This window comes from Micromonospora sp. NBC_01739 (assembly GCF_035920385.1).
GTDB lineage: Bacteria > Actinomycetota > Actinomycetes > Mycobacteriales > Micromonosporaceae > Micromonospora.
In genome coordinates, this window is record NZ_CP109151.1 from 548,773 (window position 1) to 568,638 (window position 19,866).

20 protein-coding genes and 1 tRNA gene are annotated in these 19,866 nt (G+C 69.2%); 13 read left to right on the plus strand and 8 right to left on the minus strand.

The features are described 5' to 3' along the window. Positions 1–18: 18 nt before the first annotated feature. Together OIE53_RS02500 and OIE53_RS02505 are read right to left on the minus strand one after the other, a co-directional pair. Positions 19–759: a transcriptional regulator gene (locus tag OIE53_RS02500; RefSeq protein ID WP_327024930.1), complete on the minus strand. Its 741-nt coding sequence runs from the start codon at positions 757–759 to the stop codon at positions 19–21. Between the two features lie 32 nt (positions 760–791). Beyond that, positions 792–868: transfer RNA gene (locus OIE53_RS02505), tRNA-Leu, on the minus strand. Positions 869–973: 105 nt separating this feature from the next. Between OIE53_RS02505 and OIE53_RS02510 the strand changes: the two genes are divergently transcribed. The 11 genes from OIE53_RS02510 to polA all read left to right on the plus strand — a co-directional run bounded on the left by OIE53_RS02510 (position 974) and on the right by polA (position 13,545). After that, positions 974–1,594 (plus strand): ANTAR domain-containing response regulator, encoded by a 621-nt coding sequence (locus OIE53_RS02510; protein WP_327024931.1) that lies wholly within the window; start codon positions 974–976, stop codon positions 1,592–1,594. A 53-nt stretch (positions 1,595–1,647) separates the two neighbouring features. Next, positions 1,648–2,799 (plus strand): hypothetical protein, encoded by a 1,152-nt coding sequence (locus OIE53_RS02515; protein WP_327024932.1) that lies wholly within the window; start codon positions 1,648–1,650, stop codon positions 2,797–2,799. Between the two features lie 273 nt (positions 2,800–3,072). Then, positions 3,073–4,236, plus strand: a complete 1,164-nt coding sequence (locus tag OIE53_RS02520; RefSeq protein ID WP_327024933.1) for a branched-chain amino acid ABC transporter substrate-binding protein — start codon at positions 3,073–3,075, stop codon at positions 4,234–4,236. Positions 4,237–4,338: 102 nt separating this feature from the next. Beyond that, the gene (locus tag OIE53_RS02525; RefSeq protein ID WP_327024934.1) at positions 4,339–5,292 is read left to right on the plus strand and encodes a branched-chain amino acid ABC transporter permease; all 954 of its coding nucleotides are present in this window, start codon (positions 4,339–4,341) and stop codon (positions 5,290–5,292) included. After that, on the plus strand, positions 5,289–6,398 hold the full coding sequence (locus OIE53_RS02530) for a branched-chain amino acid ABC transporter permease (protein WP_327024935.1): 1,110 nt from the start codon (positions 5,289–5,291) through the stop codon (positions 6,396–6,398). The genes OIE53_RS02525 and OIE53_RS02530 overlap by 4 nt, the downstream gene beginning before the upstream one ends. Then, positions 6,391–7,239 (plus strand): ABC transporter ATP-binding protein, encoded by an 849-nt coding sequence (locus OIE53_RS02535; RefSeq protein WP_393338275.1) that lies wholly within the window; start codon positions 6,391–6,393, stop codon positions 7,237–7,239. Before OIE53_RS02530 ends, OIE53_RS02535 begins: the two co-directional genes overlap by 8 nt. Continuing rightward, positions 7,223–7,939, plus strand: a complete 717-nt coding sequence (locus OIE53_RS02540; protein ID WP_327024936.1) for an ABC transporter ATP-binding protein — start codon at positions 7,223–7,225, stop codon at positions 7,937–7,939. The genes OIE53_RS02535 and OIE53_RS02540 overlap by 17 nt, the downstream gene beginning before the upstream one ends. Positions 7,940–7,972: 33 nt before the next feature. Continuing rightward, entirely contained in the window at positions 7,973–8,884 is a 912-nt protein-coding gene (locus OIE53_RS02545; RefSeq protein WP_327024937.1) for an ABC transporter substrate-binding protein, read from the plus strand. Position 8,885: 1 nt separating this feature from the next. Further along, on the plus strand, positions 8,886–9,866 hold the full coding sequence (locus OIE53_RS02550; protein WP_327024938.1) for an amino acid ABC transporter permease: 981 nt from the start codon (positions 8,886–8,888) through the stop codon (positions 9,864–9,866). Beyond that, positions 9,863–10,672 (plus strand): amino acid ABC transporter ATP-binding protein, encoded by an 810-nt coding sequence (locus tag OIE53_RS02555; protein WP_327024939.1) that lies wholly within the window; start codon positions 9,863–9,865, stop codon positions 10,670–10,672. Before OIE53_RS02550 ends, OIE53_RS02555 begins: the two co-directional genes overlap by 4 nt. A gap of 173 nt (positions 10,673–10,845) precedes the next feature. Beyond that, the gene (gene polA, locus OIE53_RS02560) at positions 10,846–13,545 is read left to right on the plus strand and encodes a DNA polymerase I (protein ID WP_327024940.1); all 2,700 of its coding nucleotides are present in this window, start codon (positions 10,846–10,848) and stop codon (positions 13,543–13,545) included. A gap of 140 nt (positions 13,546–13,685) precedes the next feature. On the opposite strand, the gene OIE53_RS02565 is transcribed toward polA, so the two are convergent. Beyond that, a complete protein-coding gene (locus OIE53_RS02565; RefSeq protein WP_327024941.1) occupies positions 13,686–14,033 on the minus strand; it encodes a MerR family transcriptional regulator in 348 nt (115 codons plus the stop codon). A gap of 267 nt (positions 14,034–14,300) precedes the next feature. Here OIE53_RS02565 and OIE53_RS02570 point away from each other — a divergent pair, with 267 nt between their 5' ends. Beyond that, entirely contained in the window at positions 14,301–14,891 is a 591-nt protein-coding gene (locus OIE53_RS02570; RefSeq protein WP_327024942.1) for a hypothetical protein, read from the plus strand. Between the two features lie 24 nt (positions 14,892–14,915). On the opposite strand, the gene OIE53_RS02575 is transcribed toward OIE53_RS02570, so the two are convergent. The 5 genes from OIE53_RS02575 to OIE53_RS02595 form a co-directional block, all read right to left on the minus strand. Next, positions 14,916–15,665: an SDR family NAD(P)-dependent oxidoreductase gene (locus OIE53_RS02575; RefSeq protein WP_327024943.1), complete on the minus strand. Its 750-nt coding sequence runs from the start codon at positions 15,663–15,665 to the stop codon at positions 14,916–14,918. A 124-nt stretch (positions 15,666–15,789) separates the two neighbouring features. Then, entirely contained in the window at positions 15,790–16,212 is a 423-nt protein-coding gene (locus tag OIE53_RS02580; RefSeq protein WP_327024944.1) for a DUF3140 domain-containing protein, read from the minus strand. Next, positions 16,199–16,417 (minus strand): DUF2945 domain-containing protein, encoded by a 219-nt coding sequence (locus OIE53_RS02585; RefSeq protein WP_327024945.1) that lies wholly within the window; start codon positions 16,415–16,417, stop codon positions 16,199–16,201. The genes OIE53_RS02580 and OIE53_RS02585 overlap by 14 nt, the downstream gene beginning before the upstream one ends. Before the next feature lie 50 nt (positions 16,418–16,467). Then, entirely contained in the window at positions 16,468–17,070 is a 603-nt protein-coding gene (locus OIE53_RS02590; protein WP_327024946.1) for a Uma2 family endonuclease, read from the minus strand. 61 nt (positions 17,071–17,131) lie between these two features. Beyond that, positions 17,132–17,938 carry a class I SAM-dependent methyltransferase gene (locus OIE53_RS02595; RefSeq protein WP_327024947.1) on the minus strand — a complete coding sequence of 269 codons (807 nt, stop codon included), beginning with the start codon at positions 17,936–17,938 and terminating at the stop codon, positions 17,132–17,134. 324 nt (positions 17,939–18,262) lie between these two features. On the opposite strand from OIE53_RS02595, the gene rpsA reads away from it, so the two are divergent. Beyond that, positions 18,263–19,750, plus strand: a complete 1,488-nt coding sequence (gene rpsA / locus OIE53_RS02600) for a 30S ribosomal protein S1 (protein WP_327024948.1) — start codon at positions 18,263–18,265, stop codon at positions 19,748–19,750. Positions 19,751–19,866 lie beyond the last annotated feature (116 nt).

The window sequence follows — 19,866 nt, forward strand, 5'->3', positions numbered from 1 at the left end:
ACCGCCCCGCCCGGGCGGTCACGACTTGGGGCCGACATGGCGGTCCAGGGCGGCGACCGCCTCCCGTCGGGCCACCGAGAGGCTGTTGCGGCGGTTCATCCTCCAGGCGATGCCGAGCAGGTCCAGCGCCCACTGGCACAGGCCCATGATGTCGGCGGACTCATTGACGAACATGTAGCGGGGATAGGCGTACCGCCGCCCTCTGACGGTGACCCGGTTCGAGACCCGGCAGCCGTCGGAGTGGAAGAGTCCTCGCAGAAAGTCGCCCGGCATCAGGGTGACGAGGTGCTCCTGCCAGCCGTCGAGAGCGATCATTCGTTCGTGTTTCTTACCGGGGCCGTGCTGCGGCAGCAGACAGGGCCAGTGTGTGCCGTAGCTCTGCACCCTGACGCAGCCCGGCTGCGGCACCCGCTGCACCCTGCTGGCCAGCACCTGGAGCATGGCCGTCTCGCAGGCCTCGATCAGCCCCGGCCAGGCGTTGCTGCACGCGATCCGCAGCACCGGCACGCGTACGGAGGTGGCTAGGTGGCCGTCGCCGAGGTAGAGACCGAGCAGATAGGCGTACGCGGTCGGTATCTCGACCCCGGCCCGGCACCGGAAGCAACGAAAGGCGCTGACCAGTGTCTTTGGTACGGCCTGACTCCGGCACCATTGGCGCACGGTGGCGTAGGGCAGACCGAGCCGGCGGGCGACCTCGGCGACGGTGGCGCCGGCCTGATGCATCGCCCGCGCCTTGGTCTGCAGGTCAGGAGGGTGCACGCCGCCATCATCGGAGGTCCGTGCGACATTTCTGGTGTCCCCGGTGGGATTCGAACCCACACTGTCGGAGGTTTGAGCTCCGTTTCTCTACCGATTGGAATACGGGGACAATCTGCTCAACGCCTGTCGCGTCGACCAACAGGGTACCCACTACGCTAGGGACGGCGACACCCGGTACCGCGGGTGTCAGGGCTCAGACTGGTGGGAGTGGCTCGTGGCCGAGACGCAGACGGATGCCGCGCGCAGGCGGGTACTGATCGCCGAGGACGAGGCACTGATCCGGCTGGACCTGGCCGAGATGCTGGCCGAGGAAGGCTACGAGGTGGTCGGGGAGGCCGGTGACGGCGAGACCGCCGTCCGGCTGGCCGAGGAGCTCAAGCCCGATCTGGTGATCCTCGACATCAAGATGCCGATCATGGATGGGCTGGCCGCCGCCGAGCGGATCGCCGGGGCCCGCATCGCTCCGGTGATCATTCTGACCGCCTTCAGCCAGCGGGATCTGGTCGAGCGGGCGCGGGCCGCCGGTGCGATGGCCTACCTGGTCAAGCCCTTCCAGAAGAGTGACCTGGTGCCCGCGGTGGAGATCGCCCTGTCCCGCTACTCGGAGATCGCCGCCCTGGAGTCCGAGGTCGCCGGGCTGACGGACCGGTTGGAGGTCCGCAAGACCGTCGAGCGGGCCAAGGGCGCGCTGATGACCACCTACAACATGACCGAGCCCCAGGCCTTCAAGTGGATTCAGCGTACGGCGATGGATCACCGGATGACCATGAAGGAGGTCTCCGAGCGGATCCTCGCCGAGACCGCCGGTGGTGAGGTGACCCAGCCGGCTCCCTGAGTCGGTTGCTCGACGGGCACGGCTAGCGGTCGGCGTCGATATAGCATCGGGCCGTGGCGATCCGGCGGTGCAGTGCGGTCGTCGCCGCCGTCGTGGTGGCGGTGGCCGGCTGCTCGCCCTCGGATGCCCCGCCCGCGCCGCCGGAGCCGCTGCGCCCGGCCTGGCAGGCGGTCGTCCTGCCGACGAGTTCCGAAGCCGGCCGGGTGCTGGTGCGGGACGCGACCGTCTGCGGCGGGCGCTGGTACGCCGTCGGTGCGGTCGTCGATGCGGCGGGGCGGAGGGTCCCGGCCGCCTGGACCACGATGGACACCTCGGTCTGGTCACCGGTCCGGCTGGTGTCCTCAAGTGTGTACGGTGCCCGGCACCTGCTCTACGCGGTGGCCTGCCGGGAGGCCCGGTTGGTGGCCCTGGGCGCGGCCAGCGGGGGCGCGCACGGCAATCCGCGGGTGGCCAGTTGGCTCTTGCATCCCGACGGGGTGTTGCGCGAGACGGCGGCGGGGTTCGAGTTGTTCGGCGGGCCTCGGGCGGTGAGTGTCTCCCGGGTGGCGGTCGGGCCGCTGGGTTGGTTGCTGGTGGGAGCCCGGGTGACCGGGGCGGCGGTGTGGAGTTCGCCGGACGGGGAGCGCTTCGCGGTGCACGAGGGGTTGCCGGAGCTGGCCAGTGACGACCGGGGCCGGACGGTGGCGTACGACGCGGTGGCGGTGCCCTCGGGTTGGCTGGCGGTGGGTGCGGTGCTGGTGCCCGGTGCGGTGCCGGTGGCCTGGAGTTCGCCGGACGGGCGGGTGTGGCGGCGGGTGCGACTGCCCGGTGTGGAGGGTCCGGGCCAGGCCCAGCGAGTGGTCACTGTGGGCGGTGCGGCGTTGGCGGTCGGCCCGGTTCGTGATGGCTTCGGGGCATGGGAGTGGGGTTCGGCGGGTTGGCGGTGGGTTGGCGGCTTCGGTGCGGGTGGTCGGGGGGCGGGATCGGTGCGTGCGTTGGTGGCCTCGGCCGACGGGGTGGTGGCGGTGACCATCGACGCTGATGGTCACCGTCTGTGGTGGTCGGACGATGGTGGTGGGTCGTGGGGTCCGGTCGCCCTGCCGATTGCGGTGCCGTCGGGGGAGACGGCGCTGGTGGTGGCGCTGGAACCAGGTCGGCTTATGGTGTTTGCGGACGCGGGAGGCGGGTCACGCGCCTGGTGGGCACACCTTTCGGCGGGCCGCTGAAGGAAGATCACCAAGCAGTGGGTCTTGCCGATAAAACGAAGGTGAAACAGCCTCGGAGCTGATCAATCAACGGTGCCCTCTTACAGCGATCGCACCCTATCCGCCACGGCGTGTAACGGTTCGGTCAACGGCCCCTTCCGGGTCTTACGTCACGCCTGCACGGTGGGATAACGTCCGGCCCCAGACCGGCGACGACGGTCTGGTTCGTCCGCCCCCGCAATGGCCAATTGGTAGCGGGTGGTTCGGGCCATGGGACTGAGGAGGGTTCGGGCCTTGAGGCAGAAGCTCGCACGTTTGGTCGGTGGGGTGGCGATCGCCGCGCTCGCCCTTGGCGGTACGGCCGCCTGCAAGTCTGACAGTGGAACCGACGAGGCCAGCGCCGACGGCTGCGGCAGCAAGATCGCCTTCTTCGGCGCGCTGACCGGCCCGAACGCGGCGCTGGGCATCAACATGAACGGTGGCGTCAAGCTCGCCGTCGACAAGTACAACAAGGAGAACGCGGACTGCCAGGTGACCCTGGTGCCGCTGGACTCTCAGGGTAACCCGGAGCAGGCGCCGGGTCTGGCCCAGCAGGCGATCGACGACACCAAGATCCTCGGTATCGTCGGTCCGGCGTTCTCGGGTGAGTCCGAGGCCGCGAACCCGCTGTTCTCCGAGGCCGAGCTGGTCCACATCACCCCGTCGGCGACCCGGCCGAGCCTGGCCGACCAGGGCTGGAAGACCTTCTTCCGGGCGGTCGGTAGCGACTTCAGCCAGGGCCCGGCCGCCGGTCGGTACATCAAGGACGTGCTGAAGGCCGAGAAGGTCTTCGTCATCGACGACCAGTCCGCGTACGGCGCCGGTCTGGCCGACGAGGTCAAGAAGGTCCTCGGCGCCGCGGTCGTCGACAGCGACAAGGTCCAGGGCGACGGCAAGCAGAACGACTTCTCGGCGACCGTCACCAAGGTCCGGTCCTCGGGCGCGACCGCGATCTTCTACGGCGGCTACTACCAGGAGGCCGGCCTGATCCGCAAGCAGCTCACCGCTGCCGGCGTCAACGCCGTCCTGGTCGCCGGTGACGGCGTCAACGACGCCGCCTACATCGAGGGCGCCGGTGCGGCGGCGGCTGAGGGCACCATCCTCACCTGCCCCTGCCAGCCGGCCACCGAGGCGCGCGGCAGCTTCGTCGAGGACTTCAAGGCCCTCAACGGCAGCGACCCGGGCACCTACAGCGACACCGCCTTCGACGCGGCGAACATCCTGCTCGCCGGTATCAAGGCCGGTAACACCACCCGCACCAAGATGCTGGAGTTCGTGAAGGGCTACAGCGGCGAGGGTGTCGCGGCGAGCTACAAGTTCACCGAGACCGGTGAGCTCGACCCGGCTCAGGTGAAGGTCTGGGCGTACAAGGTCGTGGGCGGCAAGGTTGTTCCGGACCAGGAGGTCCCGAAGGCCTGACCGGTCCCGTAACGGTTCCGCTGTGATCGTGGGGTGCGGCCGGGGAGCACCTTTCCCGGCCGCACCTTCACTGTCTCCCCTTCCTGTACGGAGTGCCCTTCCTTGAACTTCAACGCCCTATTCTCCGATTTCGGGGGATATACGATAACCGGGCTGACGGTGGGCGCCATCTATGCCCTCGTCGCGCTGGGTTACACGCTGGTCTACGGCGTGCTGAGACTCATCAACTTCGCTCACTCCGAGGTCTTCATCGCCGGCGCCTTCGCCGCCATCTGGGGTTGGGCCGCACTCGGTCTGGGTCGTGACTCGGTAGCCACCGGCTTCGGCTCGATCCTGCTTTATCTTCTGGTCGGTGCACTGATAGCGGCGGCGGCGTCCGCTGCTACCGCGACGGTGGTCGAACGGGTGGCGTACCGGCCGTTGCGTAAGCGCAACGCCCCACCGCTGGCCTTCCTGATCACCGCGATCGGCGCCTCGATCGCGATCGCCGAGGCGTTCGGTATCTACACCCGGCGGCTTCCGGTCGGTGCGCCCACGATCGTGCGGCCCGACCTCGTGCTGTTCGAGGTCGCCGGTACGGAAGTGACCATGGTGCAGGTGCTGGTCATCGTCTCGGCGCTGGCGATGATGGTGGCGCTGGACCTGTTCATCAACCGCAGCCGTATCGGTCGGGGCATCCGCGCGGTCGCGCAGGACCAGAACACCGCGGCGCTGATGGGCATCAACAAGGACCGGATCATCCTGGTGGTCTTCATCATCGGTGGTGTGATGGCCGGTGTCGCCGGGATGCTCTACGACATTCGGATCGGCACCCTGACCTACAGCGTCGGCTTCCTGCTCGGGCTGAAGGCGTTCACCGCGGCGGTCCTGGGCGGCATCGGCAACCTGCGCGGTGCGCTGGTCGGCGGACTGCTGCTCGGCCTGGTCGAGAACTACGCGTCGGCCCTGTTCGGCGCGAACTGGAAGGACCTGGTCGCCTTCGTCGTCCTGGTCGTGCTGCTGATGTTCCGGCCGACCGGTCTGCTGGGCGAGTCGTTGGGGAGGGCCCGCGCATGACAAGCGTGAGGGAATGGATCTACTCAGGTCGCCAGGCGGTGGGTGAGCGCTGGCACAACGCGCCCCGCTGGATGCGGTGGGCTGTCATCGCGGCAGTGATCGTCTTCTTCTACGCTCTGCCGAACCGGGAGTTCTACCAGTGGCTCGGGCCGATCCCGACCACCGGGTCGAACTTCGGGCAGGTGCTCTTCACCATCTCCATCTACGTGCTGCTCGCGGTCGGGTTGAACATCGTGGTCGGTTTCGCCGGCCTGCTCGACCTCGGCTACTTCGGCTTCTTCGCCGTCGGCGCGTACACGGTGGCGGTGCTGACCTCGCCGAGCAGTGATCTCAAGAGCCTCTGGCCGTGGCTGTTGGCCCTGCCGGTGGCGCTCGTGCTCACCATGATCTCCGGCGTGATGCTGGGTACCCCGACCCTGCGGCTGCGGGGCGACTACCTGGCCATCGTGACCCTCGGCTTCGCCGAGATGATCCGGGTGGCGGCGACCAGTTCCGAGTTCCTCAAGGGACAGCGGGGCTTCAACCAGATCCCGCACCCGCCGGGCAGCTACTCCGACGGCAAGCCGATCTTCGGTGTGCTGGACCCTCGGCCGTACTACTGGCTGGTGCTCACCCTGATCATCCTGGTGGTCCTCGGGGTGCGGAACCTCAACCGCAGCCGGGTCGGCCGGGCCTGGATCTCGATCCGGGAGGACGAGGACGCGGCGCAGCTGATGGGTGTGCCGACGTTCAAGTTCAAGCTCTGGGCGTTCGCCTCGGGTGCGTTCATCGGTGGTCTGGCGGGGGCGCTCTTCGCCGGCAAGCAGAACTTCGTCAGCTCGCAGAACCTGGAGCTGCTCAACTCGATCATCATCCTGGCCGCGGTCATTCTCGGCGGCTCGGGCAACATCGTCGGCGCGATCGTCGGTGGTGGCCTGGTGGCGTACATGATCGAGCGGTTCCGCGGCATCGAGTTCTTCGGCATCGAGCTGTACGAGTACCGGTTCATGTTCTTCGGCCTGGTGCTGGTGGTCATGATGATCTTCCGGCCGCAGGGACTGATACCGAACCGACGACGGGCGGCGGAGTTCAAGGATCGTCGCAAGGAGGTGATCGTCGGTGGGTGAGACCGTGCAGAAGCCGACCGTTCCTGAGCAGGCCGGCGCCCCGGCGGTGGAGTCCACCGCCAAGCGGGAGCCGTTGCTGGAGGTCGACCACGTCACGCTGCGTTTCGGCGGCGTGGTGGCCCTCAACGACGTGAACTTCACCCTCTACAAGGGTGAGATTCTCGGGCTGATCGGCCCCAACGGTGCCGGCAAGACCACCTGCTTCAACGCGATGACCGGCATCTACCAGCCCTCCGAGGGTGAGATCCGGTTCCGGGGCGAGCGGATCACCGGCAAGAAGAAGCACCAGATCACCAAGATGGGCATGGCGCGGACGTTCCAGAACATTCGCCTGTTCCCGGAGATGACCGCGCTGGAGAACATCCAGGTCGGCGCGGACGCGCACCACAAGACCAGCGTGCTGTCCGCGCTGTTCCGGTTGCCCCGGCACCGCCGGGAGGAACGCGACGGGCTGGAGAAGGCCGAGCGGCTGCTGGACTTCGTCGGTATCCCGCACCGGATGCACGACGCCGCCCGCAACCTGTCGTACGGCGAGCAGCGTCGGCTGGAGATCGCCCGGGCACTGGCCACCGACCCGGTACTGCTCTGCCTGGATGAGCCGGCTGCCGGCTTCAACCCGGCGGAGAAGGAGGAGCTGCTCCAGCTCATCCGCAAGATCCGGGACCAGGGCGTCACCGTGCTGCTCATCGAGCACGACATGCGTCTGGTCATGGGTGTGACCGACCGGATCGTGGTGCTGGAGTTCGGAAAGAAGATCGCTGATGGGCTCCCCGCCGAGGTGCGTGAGGATCACCGGGTGATCGCGGCCTACCTGGGGGTGCCGGATGACGACGCTGCTTGAGATCGAGGACGTCAGTCTGCTCTATGGGCGGATCAAGGCGCTGCACGGCATCAGCCTGACCGTCAACGAGGGCGAGATCGTGGCCCTGATCGGTGCCAACGGCGCCGGCAAGTCCACCACGATGCGGGCCGTCTCCGGCATCCGGCCGATCGCCTCCGGGCGGATCATGTTCAACGGTGAGGACATCAGCAAGCTCCGGGCCGACCTGCGGGTGCGGCGTGGGCTGTGCCAGGCACCCGAGGGCCGGGGCATCTTCCCCGGCATGACGGTGATGGAGAACCTGGACATGGGTGCCTACACCCGCCGGGACCGCAGCGAGGTGGCCAAGGATCTGGCCAAGGTGCTGGAGCTGTTCCCCCGGCTGGCCGAGCGGCGTAAGCAGGTCGGTGGCACCCTCTCCGGGGGTGAGCAGCAGATGCTGGCGGTGGGCCGGGCCCTGATGAGCCGACCCAAGCTGCTGCTGCTCGACGAGCCGTCGATGGGTCTGGCGCCGATGCTGATCCAGCAGATCTTCAGCATCATCACGGAGATCAACCAGCAGGGCACCACGATCCTGCTGGTGGAGCAGAACGCACAACAGGCTCTGGCTCGGGCGCATCGCGCGTACGTGCTGGAGACCGGCCGGATCGTCAAGGAAGGCACCGGCGCCGACCTGCTGCACGACCCGTCGGTCAAAGAGGCCTACCTCGGCGTGGCCTGAACGGCCGTCACCCCTCTTCGCAAGGAGTACGACATGTTCAACCTCAAGGGTCGTCGCCGGGCTGTCATCGGTGTCGCCGGTGCGGCGCTGCTCACCCTCTCGATGGCGGCCTGCGGCGAGCAGGAGAGCTCCGACGAGCCCGGTTCCGGTCCGTCGGTGAGCGCGGCGCCGGACAACGATCTCGCCGCCAAGGTGCCCGACGCGATCAAGGCCGATGGTGTGATCAAGGTCGGCACCGACGCGACGTACGCCCCGGCGGAGTTCCTGGACACCGACGGTCAGACCGTGATCGGCTTCGACGTGGAGCTGTTCAACGCGGTGGCGCAGAAGCTGGGCCTGAAGGCGGAGTACGAGTCGGCGCCGTTCGACGCGATCCTGCCGGGCGTGCAGTCCGGCAAGTACGAGATCGGGGTCTCCTCGTTCACCATCAACGCCGAGCGGTTGCAGTCGGTGAACATGGTGAGCTACTTCTCCGCCGGCACCCAGTGGGCCACCAAGGCCGGTAACCCGGCCCAGGTGGACCCGGACAACGCCTGCGGCAAGAAGATCGCCGTGCAGGTCGGCACCGTGCAGCTCGACGACATCACCGCCCGGTCGAAGGCGTGCACCGACGCCGGGAAGCCGGAGATCACCATCGATCAGTACCAGGCGCAGAGCGATGCGACGGCCGCCGTGGTCAGCGGCAAGAACGACGCCATGCTGGCCGACTCGCCGGTCGGGGCGTACGCGGTGAAGCAGAGCAACGGCCAGCTGGAGGTGCTCGGCGACATCTACGAGTCGGCGCCGTACGGCTACGCGGTCGGCAAGGACCAGGCCGCCTTCGCCGAGGTGCTGAAGGAGGCCGTGCAGGCGGTCATCGCCGACGGCAGCTACAAGGCGGCCCTGGAGAAGTGGGGCGTCGAGGGTGGGGCCATCACCACGTCGGAACTGAACCCCGCCAGCTGACATGTCAGTCGACACCGATTCACCCGAACGGGCACGGCCGGAACCCATCCAGGCCGTGCCCGTGCGGCATCCCGGGCGGTGGGTAGCCGTCGCCGTGATCGGGGTGCTGGTCGCCATGTTCGTGCACCTGCTGGTGACGAACGAGGCGTTCAACTGGTCGTTCATGGTCGACAACATGTTCCGGCCGCCGATCATGGCTGGTGTCCGTGGCAGCCTCGCGCTGCTGGTGACCTCCATGCTGATCGGCATCGTGCTGGGCGTCGTCCTCGCCATCATGCGACTGTCCGGGAATCCGATCCTGCGCGGCGTGGCCTGGGCGTACACCTGGTTCTTCCGGGCGGTGCCCCGGCTGGTGCTGGCGATCCTCTTCGGCAACCTGGGCATCCTCTGGGCCCGGATCGAGTTCGGGTTGCCCTTCGACCGGCAGATCGGCGCGCTGTTCGGGGTGCAGGACTTCGAGGCGCGACTGTTCGGCTTCTCGGCGACGGATCTGCTCACCGGTTTCGTCGCCGGCATGTTGGCGCTCGGCCTGTCCGAGGCCGCCTACATGGCGGAGATCGTCCGGGCCGGCATCCAGTCGGTCGACGAGGGACAGACCGAGGCCGCCCAGGCGCTGGGCATGACCCAGGGGCAGATCCTGCGCCGGATCGTCCTGCCGCAGGCCATGCGGGTGATCGTCCCGCCGACCGGCAACGAGACCATCGCGATGCTCAAGGACACCTCGCTGGTGGCCTTCGTGCCGGTCTCCACCGAACTGTTCTTCCAGCTGAGAGCCGTCGGTAGCCGGACCTTCCAGGTCTTCCCGATGCTGGTCGCGGCGACCCTGTGGTACCTGCTACTGAGCAGTGTGCTGCTGGTCGGGCAGTACTACCTGGAGCGACACTTCGCCAGGGGCAGTGGTCGCGCCGGTCAGGCCAAGGTCCGGCTGCGGGGCATGGCGGTCGGTGGCGGCGGCGCCACCGGAGGGGCAGGGGGCGTATGACGCAGGCGAGCGTGCCGGCCCAGTCCGGCGTCCCGGCCTCCGAGTCCGGGCCGATGGTACGAGCCGAACAGGTGCACAAGTCGTTCGGCTCGATCGAGGTGCTCAAGGGCATCGACCTTGAGGTACGCGCCGGGGAGGTGTGCTGCCTGCTCGGGCCCTCCGGTTCGGGCAAGTCGACCTTCCTGCGCTGCATCAATCACCTGGAAAAGATCAACGCCGGTCGGATCTGGGTGGACGGCGACCTGATCGGCTACCGGCAGCGCGGCGGCAAGCTGCACGAGATGCGGGAGAAGGAGGTCGCCGCCCAGCGCCGCGCCATCGGCATGGTGTTCCAGCGGTTCAACCTGTTCCCGCACAAGACCGCCCTGGAGAACGTCACCGAGGCACCCCTGCTGGTGCGCAAGGAGAAGCGGGCCGAGGTCCGCGACCGGGCGGTGGCACTGCTGGAGCGGGTCGGCCTCGGTGACAAGCTGGGCAACTACCCGAGCCAACTCTCCGGCGGTCAGCAGCAGCGGGTGGCCATCGCCCGCGCCCTGGCCATGCAGCCCAAGCTGATGCTCTTCGACGAGCCGACCAGCGCCCTGGACCCGGAACTGGTGGGCGAGGTCCTGGACGTGATGAAGGACCTGGCCCGCGACGGCATGACGATGATCGTGGTGACCCACGAGATCGGCTTCGCCCGCGAGGTGGGCGACTCCCTGGTCTTCATGGACGGCGGCGTAGTGGTCGAGCAGGGCAACCCCCGCGAAGTAATCGCCAACCCGAAACACGACCGCACCAAAACCTTCCTAGCCAAGGTCCTCTAACCCACCACCCACCCCCCCACCCCCCACCCACCCTCTTGACCTGCGTTGATCATGAGGTTGGCGGCAGTAGTTGATCTCCAAGCTGCCGCTAACCTCATGATCAACCCGGGTCGGACGGGGTGGGGGTGGTGGGGTGGGTGGGGGTGTCGGGGGTGGGGGTTAGAGTCGCTGGCGTGACAGCTACGACGCCGCGCCTGCTTCTCGTCGACGGACACTCCCTGGCATACCGGGCCTTCTTCGCCCTGCCGGTGGAGAACTTCTCCACCACGACGGGGCAGCCGACCAACGCGGTGTACGGCTTCACCTCGATGCTGATCAACGTGCTGCGGGACGAGCAGCCCACCCACATCGTGGTCGCCTTCGACGTGTCCCGCCGCTCCTTCCGCACGGAGAAGTACGCGGAGTACAAGGCCGGCCGCAGCGAGACCCCGACCGACTTCAAGGGCCAGGTCAGCCTGGTCAAGGAGGTTCTCGCGGCGCTGCGGATCCCGGTGGTGGAGAAGGAGGGCTACGAGGCCGACGACATCATCGCCACCCTGGCCTGCCAGGCCCGCGACCAGGGCATCCCGGTGCTGATCTCCACCGGCGACCGGGACGCCTTCCAACTCGTCGACGAGCAGATCACGGTGCTCTACCCCCGCAAGGGCGTCTCCGACCTGGCCCGGATGGATCCGGCCGCGGTCGAGGCGAAGTACGGTGTCGGCCCCGGCCGCTACCGGGATCTGGCCGCCCTGGTCGGGGAGACCAGTGACAACCTGCCGGGGGTGCCCGGTGTCGGCCCGAAGACCGCCGCCAAGTGGATCAACACCTACGGCGGGGTGGAGGGCATCATCGCCCGCGCCGACGAGATCAAGGGCAAGGCCGGTGAGAGCCTGCGGGAGCGGCTCGCCGACGTGATCCGCAACTACGAGATCAACTGCCTGGTCGCCGACCTGGACCTGCCGATCCGCCCCGAGGACGCCCGCTGGCAGGGGTGGGACCGGGAGGCCGTACACCAGGTCTTCGACACCCTTCAGTTCCGCATCCTGCGGGACCGGCTCTACCAGTACCTCGACGCCGTCGAGCCGGAGGCCGAGGCGGGCTTCGACCTGACCGGTGAGGTGCTCGCCGCGCCCGGTGCGCTGACCGGCTGGCTGGAGACCCACGCGTCGCCGGGCACCCCGGTCGGGTTGGCGGTCAAGCTGGACACCGGCCCGAACCGGCGGCACACCGCCACCATCACCGGCCTGGCCCTGGCCACCGCCGACGGCGCGGCGGCCTGGTGCGACCCGAGCACCCTCGACCCTGCCGACGAGGCGGCCCTGGCCGGGTGGCTGGCCGACGAGACCCGCCCCAAGGTGCTGCACGACAGCAAGCCGGCCGTGCTGGCCTTCACCGCGCGCGGCTGGTCCCTGGCCGGCATCGCCCGGGACACCCAGATCGCGGCCTACCTGGCCCGCCCCGACCAGCGCTCCTACGACCTGACCGACCTGGCTCTGCGCTACCTGCACCGCGAGCTGCGGGTCGACGCCCCGGAGGACGGCCAGCTCACCCTCGACGGGCTGGGCCCGAACGGCCAGGCCGAGCAGAACCTCATGCTGCACGCCCGGGCCACCCTGGACCTGGCCGACGCGATCGACACCGAGCTGTCCCGCGACGGGGAGCAGTCCGCCCGGTTGATGGCCGAGGTGGAGCTGCCGTTGATGCGGGTGCTGGCCGGCATGGAGCGCGTCGGCATCGCCGCGGACACCGACTACCTGTCCGAGCTGGAGGCGCACTTCGCCGCCGAGGTGAAGGCCGCCGCCCAGGGGGCGTACGGGGTGATCGATCGGGAGTTCAACCTGGGCTCGCCCAAGCAGCTCCAGGAGATCCTCTTCGGCGAGCTGAACCTGCCCAAGACCAAGAAGATCAAGACGGGTTACACCACCGACGCCGACGCGCTGCAGTGGCTCTACGCCCAGACCGAGCATCCCCTGCTGCACCACCTGCTGCGCCACCGGGACGTGGCCCGACTCAAGTCGACGGTGGACGGTCTACTCAAGTCGGTCTCCGACGACGGGCGCATCCACACCACCTTCAACCAGACGGTGGCCGCCACCGGTCGGCTCTCCTCCACCGAGCCCAACCTGCAGAACATCCCCATCCGCACCGAGGAGGGACGGCGCATTCGCCGCGCCTTCGTGGTGGGGGAGGGGTACGAGTGCCTGCTCACCGCCGACTACAGCCAGATCGAGATGCGGATCATGGCGCATCTCTCCGGTGACGAGGCGCTGATCGAGGCGTTCAACTCCGGGCACGACTTCCACGCGGCCACCGCCTCCTCGGTCTTCGAGGTGGCGGTCGCCGAGGTCACCCCGGACCAGCGGCGCAAGATCAAAGCCATGAACTACGGCCTGGCGTACGGGCTGAGCGCCTTCGGCCTGTCCCAGCAGCTCGGCATCACCGCCGAGGAGGCGCGCGGGCTGATGGAGGTCTACTTCGCCGGGTTCGGTGGGGTCCGCGACTACCTGCAGGAGGTGGTCGCCCGGGCCCGCCAGGACGGCTACACCTCCACCATCCTGGGCCGCCGCCGCTACCTGCCCGACCTGGTCAGCGACAACCGGCAGCGCCGGGAGATGGCCGAGCGGATGGCCCTCAACGCCCCGATCCAGGGCTCGGCGGCCGACATCATCAAGGTCGCCATGCTGCATGTCGACACCGCCCTGCGCGACGCCGGGCTGCGGTCCCGGATGCTGCTCCAGGTGCACGACGAACTGGTCTTCGAGGTGGCGCCGGGGGAGCGGGAGACCCTGGAAGAGCTGGTCCGCCGCGAGATGGGCGGGGCCTACCCGCTCTCCGTACCCCTGGAGGTCTCCGTCGGCGAGGGCCGCGACTGGAACAGCGCCGACCACTGATCCGCTGCGGGCGGGGTGGGGGTTCCGGGCAGCCCGACCCGCTCCGGGCGGTCTGGCTTGATCCCTGCGCGGGCCGGGCTGCCCCGCAACCCCGACCTGGTCACCGGTGGTGGGTCGGTGACGGGGTCACCCGAGAGGGACTATCCGACGTCTTCGAGGGCAGCGGCGAGGCGGTCGCGGATGGTGTGCTGTTTTGCGAGTCGGGCATCGAGGGCGGCGAGCCGGGCCCGGGCCACCTGGAGGCCGGCGGGTGACGGCGGAGCCGTGGTCACGTCCCCGTCCAGACAGGGCAGGAAGAAGTCGACATCCTGGAGGGTCAGCCCGGCGGCGAGCAGGTGCCGGATGTTCCGGACCCGGGTCACGGTGCTCGCGTCGTACCACCGGTAGCCGTTGGCGGAGCGGCGCGATTCGATCAGACCGTGCTGCTCGTAGTGGCGCAACGCCCTAGGGGTGCTGCCGGTGGCCCTGGCCAGTTCCCCGATCCGCATCCGTCGACGCCTTTCGTGCCATCCCGCCGACCTGCCGGCTGAGTCCGCCCCGCTGGCTGAGTCCGCCCCGCTGGCTGAGTCCGCCCCGCTGGCTGAGCCCGCCCCGCTGGCTGAGCCCGCCCCGCTGGCTGAGCCCGCGACGGGCGAAGCCGGCGGAGAAGAGCGAGCCTATCGGGACTGACGTATATCGTCCTCGGTGCCCGAGGCGGGGGAGCACGGGGCGCAATCGGGCACCGTTGCGGGTCCTGTGCGGGAAGGCGAGCTGGCATGGGCACCGATATCGCAGGTGGGGTGGAGGTTCGCCCGTACGGTCCGGGTTCACCATGGCTGCTGACCGACCTCAGTCTGGAGGACCTACCTCGTCACTACGATGCCTTCGGGCTGCTGTTCGGGGTACGGAACCACGCCGGGTTCGAACCCGTTGCCCCCGATAGGGGCCTGCCGGAGGACGCCGGCCCGGACCTGCTTGCTCTCCGGTACGACGGCACGCACGATCACACGTGGGTGACCTGGACCGAGTTGGCCCGCATCGACTGGAATGCCCTGGCGCCCCGCGTTGACGACCGGATCCACGAGTACGAGCTGACCAGCGAAGGTCCGCGGTTCATCGGCAAGGCCGGCCACCACGGGCATGCCTGGCGGGCGGTGGCCGGCGAACACGCCGACCCCAGGGGCAGCAGTTATCCGGAGGGTACGCAGTGGCGCGCCGACGATCGGATGTGGCGGGTGGAGCGGCTCCGGCCGGCAGACGTGTTGCGTGTCGATCCGCAGTTGCGCGCGCTCTTCGACACCATGCGCGATCTCGCCGAACGGCATGGCGGCGACAACGTACGGCTGGTGGTCTGGTTCGACAGCTGAGCAGCCGCCGACCGGGCGGGCCGGTCAGCCGATGACCGCCCCGCCGTCGACCGGCAGCACCACCCCGGTGAGGAAGCCCGCCGCCGGCTCACAGAGTCGCCCGATGGCCCAGGCCACCTCCTCGGGAGTTCCGAGGCGGCCCAGCGGCGTACGGTCGATCTGCCAGCGCCGCAGCGCCGCGCGCTGTTGCGGGGAGAGCCCCTGATGTTCGCCGATGGGCGTGTCGATCGCGCCGGGCGCAACCGCGACCACCCGGATGCCGCGCGGCGCCAGTTCCACCGCCCAACTGCGGGTCAGCGAGTCCAGGGCGGCCTTGCCGGCGGCGTACATCGAAGCACCCGGCCAGGCTCGCTGACCGACCGCCGTGGTGACGTTGACGATCACGCCTCGGCTCGCGGCTAACGCGCCGAGGGCGGCGTGGGTCAGGCGGGCCGGGGCTAGCAGGTTGGTGGCGAACTGGGCGTGGGTCGCTGCCTCGTCCAGTTCCGCTAGCGGGCCGGCAGCGGCGATCCCCGCGTTGTTGACCAGCACGTCCAACCGGCCGTACCGGTCCAGAGCGGCGTCGATCACCCGGCGGGGTGCGTCGGCCGCGGTCACGTCGACGGCCAACGGGGTGATCAGCGGGTGACCGGTAGCGGTGTCGGCGAGCGGCGCGCTTCGGCGGCCGACCGCCAGCACCTGGGCGCCGTCGGCGCTGAACCCTCGGGCGGTGGCGCGGCCGATGCCGGTGCCGGCACCGGTGACGACGACGACTCTGCGCTGCACATCGTTCATGCCGTCGATCCTGCGACCCTGCCGTCAGCGGCAAGGTCAAGTGCGCGTCGGCGACCGGCTCGGTGAGGTCGAGGGATCAGCGGCCGGTGGCGCCGTCGAGGAGTTCCCGCCTGCCCGTCAGTCGTCAGGCCGGTCGGGGCCGGCGGGCCTTCGGCGGAGCCCCGTGCCGTTGGAGGGCCTTGCGGGAGGGGCCGCCGGGCGGCGGCAGTTTGGCCTTGACCGGGTCGTGGCCCCAGTTCATCAGGGAGTAGCGCCACCGGGTCGCCCGTACGTCGCCGCTGGGCCGTTGGGCCATGTGGCGCCGGACGTACCCGACGACCTTGCGCATGTGTTTGTAGTCCGCCTCGGTGAGCTGGTCGCGTTTGCGTCGCAGCAGGTCGATGATCCTCCGGCCGGACTGGTGGCCGACCGACTCGCCGCCGCCCTTGTGCCAACCGACCTGTTTGGACTCCTCGGTCTCCAACCAGGTGGACAGCTCACCGGGCTTCATGTTCACCGCCTCGGTGAACTCCCGGTAGGTCTGGTCGGGATCGTCACGACCGCTCACGACGCAACACCTCCGGCCGGTGGGCGACATCTCTGCCCGAGTCGTCGTTGGTGATCCGGTACTGCGGGTCCTCCGGGGAGGCGTTCACCGGGTGTCCTCGGACGTGGGTGCGTTCGGTGAGCTTCTCCTTGACGACCCCGTACGCCCGGCCGCTGTGGCTGGCCCAGGAGACATGGTCGCCGGTGCGGAACTCCGTGTCGGCCATGCCGCCGGGTTACCCGAGGTCGCCGGAGGAAAACGACCAGATGGTACGGGCTACGGGACGATCTCGGCGATCGGCAGTTTGATGTCGAAGGGCTCGGTCAGCTCGATCAGGTCGGCGCTGTCCGCGGCGAGTTCGTACTGCCGCTCACCGCCCGGCCCGATCCGGTCACCGAGCCGGTACGCGTACAGATGCACCGGGTCCTGCTCGATGCGCCAGTAGAACGGGATGCCGGCGGCGGCGTACTCGCCCGGCTTGGCGAACCGGGCGACCCGCCGGGTGCCCGGCGAGACGATCTCCACGGCCAGGACCACGTCCGCAGGCCGGAGCCGGGACCGCTCAGCTGGCAGTCCGGCGCGGTACAGCACCACGTCCGGTTGCCGGCTGGTGTTGTGGCTGAGAGCTACCCCGACCGCCTGGGTGGCGCGCAACTGGGCCGGAGCGTGGGAGTGCAGCCACGAGGTCAGTAGGAACGAGATGTTCTGGTGGCCCAGGGTGGGGGAGGGTGTCACGTGGATGACTCCGTCGACGAGTTCGACACGGGGGGCGTCGTCCGGCAGGGCGAGCAGGTCCTCCAGCGTGTAGTCGGCACGCTGCTGCCGCATCGGATCCGGACACCAGGGGCCAGGTGATGTCGGGATGGGCTCGGCGCTCATGAGGGGAGCGTACCGCCGCTGAAGGCCCTCCAGGTCGCACCAGGAGTGCGGTCTGGCCCGTTCAGTCGGCGGGTTTCTCGCTGACGAAGATGGCGGTGCCGGGGAAGAGGCGGCCCCGCAGCGGGCTCCACTGCCCCCAGATCCCCTCGTGTCCCTCCGGCCACTCCGGTTCCACCAGGTCCAGCAGCCGGAACCCGGCCCCGACCAGCTCGCGGACCCGGTCGCCGAGAGTGCGGTGCTGCTCCACGTAGCTGGCCGCGCCCTGCTCGTCCTGTTCCACGTACGGGCGGGTGTCGAAGTACGAGTGCACCGCGGTCAGCCCGCCCTCGCCCGGGTCGTCCAGAAAGATCCAGCGCATCGGGTGGGTGACCGAGAAGACCCAACGACCCCCGGGGCGCAGCACCCGGTGCACCTCGCGCATCAGGGCCGCCGAGTCGGCGACGAAGGGCACCGCGCCGAAGGCGGTGCAGGCGAGGTCGAAGCTGGCGTCGCGGAAGGGCAGCGCCATGGCGTCGACCTGGGCCAGGGGTACGCGTACCCCGGTGCGCTCGGCGGCCTGGACGGCGTGGCGCAACATGCCGGCGGAGAGGTCCACGGCTACCGGCCAGGCGCCCTCGGTGGCCAGCCAGCGGGCGCACGAGGCGGCTCCGCAGCCGACCTCCAGCACCCGGCGTCCGGCCACCTCGCCGAGGAGCCGGGCCTCGGCCTCGCGCAGCCCCTCCGGGCACCAGACGAAGTCCACCTCGCCGAGGAAGTGTCCGTGTTCGGCCTGGTAGGCGTCGGCGTCGGCGTCCCACCAGTGGCGGTTGGCGCGGCGCGCCTCGGTGTCGTCCACCCGGCGCCGGGTCACCCGGTTGTCGTCGTCCACCCGTTCACGCTAGGCCCCTGGGGTACGCGGGCTCGGGGCGGCCCGGTGCCGGCTGGGGCCCTCCGGGCGAAATCTCCGCTTTCGCGGGTGGTGCGGTGATGAGGAGACGGGAGGGCTTGCACGCTGTGGTAATGCAGCGGGTAGGGTATTGGATGCGCTCGCGGATCGTGTGCCTCGGCAGGGAGCAGGTGCGCGGTCGACGGAGCCACATCAAGAACTCGTTACGCGATTTTTGGGTGGGCCCGCCGACGGATCCGTTGGCGCGCACAGGTCACCGCGACAACCGCCTGCTGTGACACACATCCGACCGGAGCAACCGCCCACATGACGAGCAGCATCGAGGCCCCCTCGAGCGCCACCAAGGTCACCGTCGACGACCTCGGCTCCGAGGAAGCTTTCCTCGCCGCGATCGACGAGACCATCAAGTACTTCAACGACGGCGACATTGTCGAAGGCACCGTCGTCAAGGTCGACCGGGACGAGGTCCTGCTCGACATCGGCTACAAGACCGAGGGCGTCATCCCCTCTCGTGAGTTGTCGATCAAGCACGATGTGGACCCGGCAGAGGTCGTCACGGTCGGTGACCACATCGAGGCCCTGGTCCTCCAGAAGGAGGACAAGGAGGGGCGGCTGATCCTCTCCAAGAAGCGGGCGCAGTACGAGCGGGCCTGGGGCACGATCGAGAAGATCAAGGACGAGGACGGTGTCGTCCGCGGCTCGGTCATCGAGGTGGTCAAGGGTGGCCTCATCCTCGACATCGGGCTGCGCGGCTTCCTGCCGGCCTCCCTGGTCGAGATGCGGCGGGTGCGCGACCTCCAGCCGTACGTCGGCCGCGAGCTCGAAGCCAAGATCATTGAGCTGGACAAGAACCGCAACAACGTGGTCCTGTCCCGCCGGGCCTGGCTGGAGCAGACGCAGTCCGAGGTGCGCACGGAGTTCCTCAACAAGCTGCAGAAGGGGCAGGTCCGCAAGGGCGTCGTCTCCTCGATCGTCAACTTCGGCGCCTTCGTCGACCTGGGCGGCGTGGACGGCCTGGTGCACGTCTCCGAGCTGTCCTGGAAGCACATCGACCACCCCTCCGAGGTCGTCGAGGTGGGCCAGGAGGTCGAGGTCGAGGTCCTGGACGTCGACCTGGACCGCGAGCGGGTCTCGCTGTCGCTGAAGGCGACCCAGGAGGACCCGTGGCGGCAGTTCGCCCGCACCCACGCGATCCAGCAGATCGTGCCGGGTAAGGTCACCAAGCTGGTGCCGTTCGGCGCCTTCGTCCGGGTGGACGACGGCATCGAGGGCCTGGTCCACATCTCCGAGCTGGCCGAGCGCCACGTGGAGATCCCGGAGCAGGTCGTGCAGGTCGGCTCCGAGGTCATGGTCAAGGTCATCGACATCGACCTGGAGCGCCGCCGGATCTCGCTGTCGCTCAAGCAGGCCAACGAGGGCTTCGTCGAGGGCGAGGAGCACTTCGACCCGACCCTCTACGGCATGGCCGCGACCTACGACGCCGAGGGCAACTACATCTACCCGGAGGGCTTCGACCCGGAGACGGGCGAGTGGCTCGAGGGGTACGACAAGCAGCGCGAGACCTGGGAGAACCAGTACGCCGAGGCGCGGCAGCGCTGGGAGGCGCACCAGAAGCAGGTGCAGACCTCTCGGGCCGCCGAGGCCGAGGCCGCTGCCAACCCGCAGCCCGCCCCCACCGGCACCACCACCACGACCAGCGCGGCCCCCAGCCGCCAGGCCGAGGAGCCGGCCGGCACCCTGGCCACCGACGAGGCCCTCGCCGCTCTGCGGGAGAAGCTCGCCGGCGGTAAGTGACCCGCCAGCCGACAAGGCAGCAGGGCCCCGTCTCGACCCGGATCTCCGGGTTCGAGGCGGGGCCCTCGCCGTTTCCGGGCGCGGGCCCTGTTTGGCGGTAGGGCGATGATCGGGTT

Coding starts and splice junctions, on each gene's coding strand:
- OIE53_RS02530 (WP_327024935.1), top strand. CDS start 5,289: ATGACAAGCGTGAGGGAATGGATCTACTCAGGTCGCCAGGCGGTGGGT.
- OIE53_RS02540 (WP_327024936.1), top strand. CDS start 7,223: ATGACGACGCTGCTTGAGATCGAGGACGTCAGTCTGCTCTATGGGCGG.
- OIE53_RS02545 (WP_327024937.1), top strand. CDS start 7,973: ATGTTCAACCTCAAGGGTCGTCGCCGGGCTGTCATCGGTGTCGCCGGT.
- OIE53_RS02550 (WP_327024938.1), top strand. CDS start 8,886: ATGTCAGTCGACACCGATTCACCCGAACGGGCACGGCCGGAACCCATC.
- OIE53_RS02555 (WP_327024939.1), top strand. CDS start 9,863: ATGACGCAGGCGAGCGTGCCGGCCCAGTCCGGCGTCCCGGCCTCCGAG.
- OIE53_RS02565 (WP_327024941.1), bottom strand. CDS start 14,033: ATGCGGATCGGGGAACTGGCCAGGGCCACCGGCAGCACCCCTAGGGCG.
- OIE53_RS02570 (WP_327024942.1), top strand. CDS start 14,301: ATGGGCACCGATATCGCAGGTGGGGTGGAGGTTCGCCCGTACGGTCCG.
- OIE53_RS02575 (WP_327024943.1), bottom strand. CDS start 15,665: ATGAACGATGTGCAGCGCAGAGTCGTCGTCGTCACCGGTGCCGGCACC.
- OIE53_RS02585 (WP_327024945.1), bottom strand. CDS start 16,417: ATGGCCGACACGGAGTTCCGCACCGGCGACCATGTCTCCTGGGCCAGC.
- OIE53_RS02590 (WP_327024946.1), bottom strand. CDS start 17,070: ATGAGCGCCGAGCCCATCCCGACATCACCTGGCCCCTGGTGTCCGGAT.
- rpsA (WP_327024948.1), top strand. CDS start 18,263: ATGACGAGCAGCATCGAGGCCCCCTCGAGCGCCACCAAGGTCACCGTC.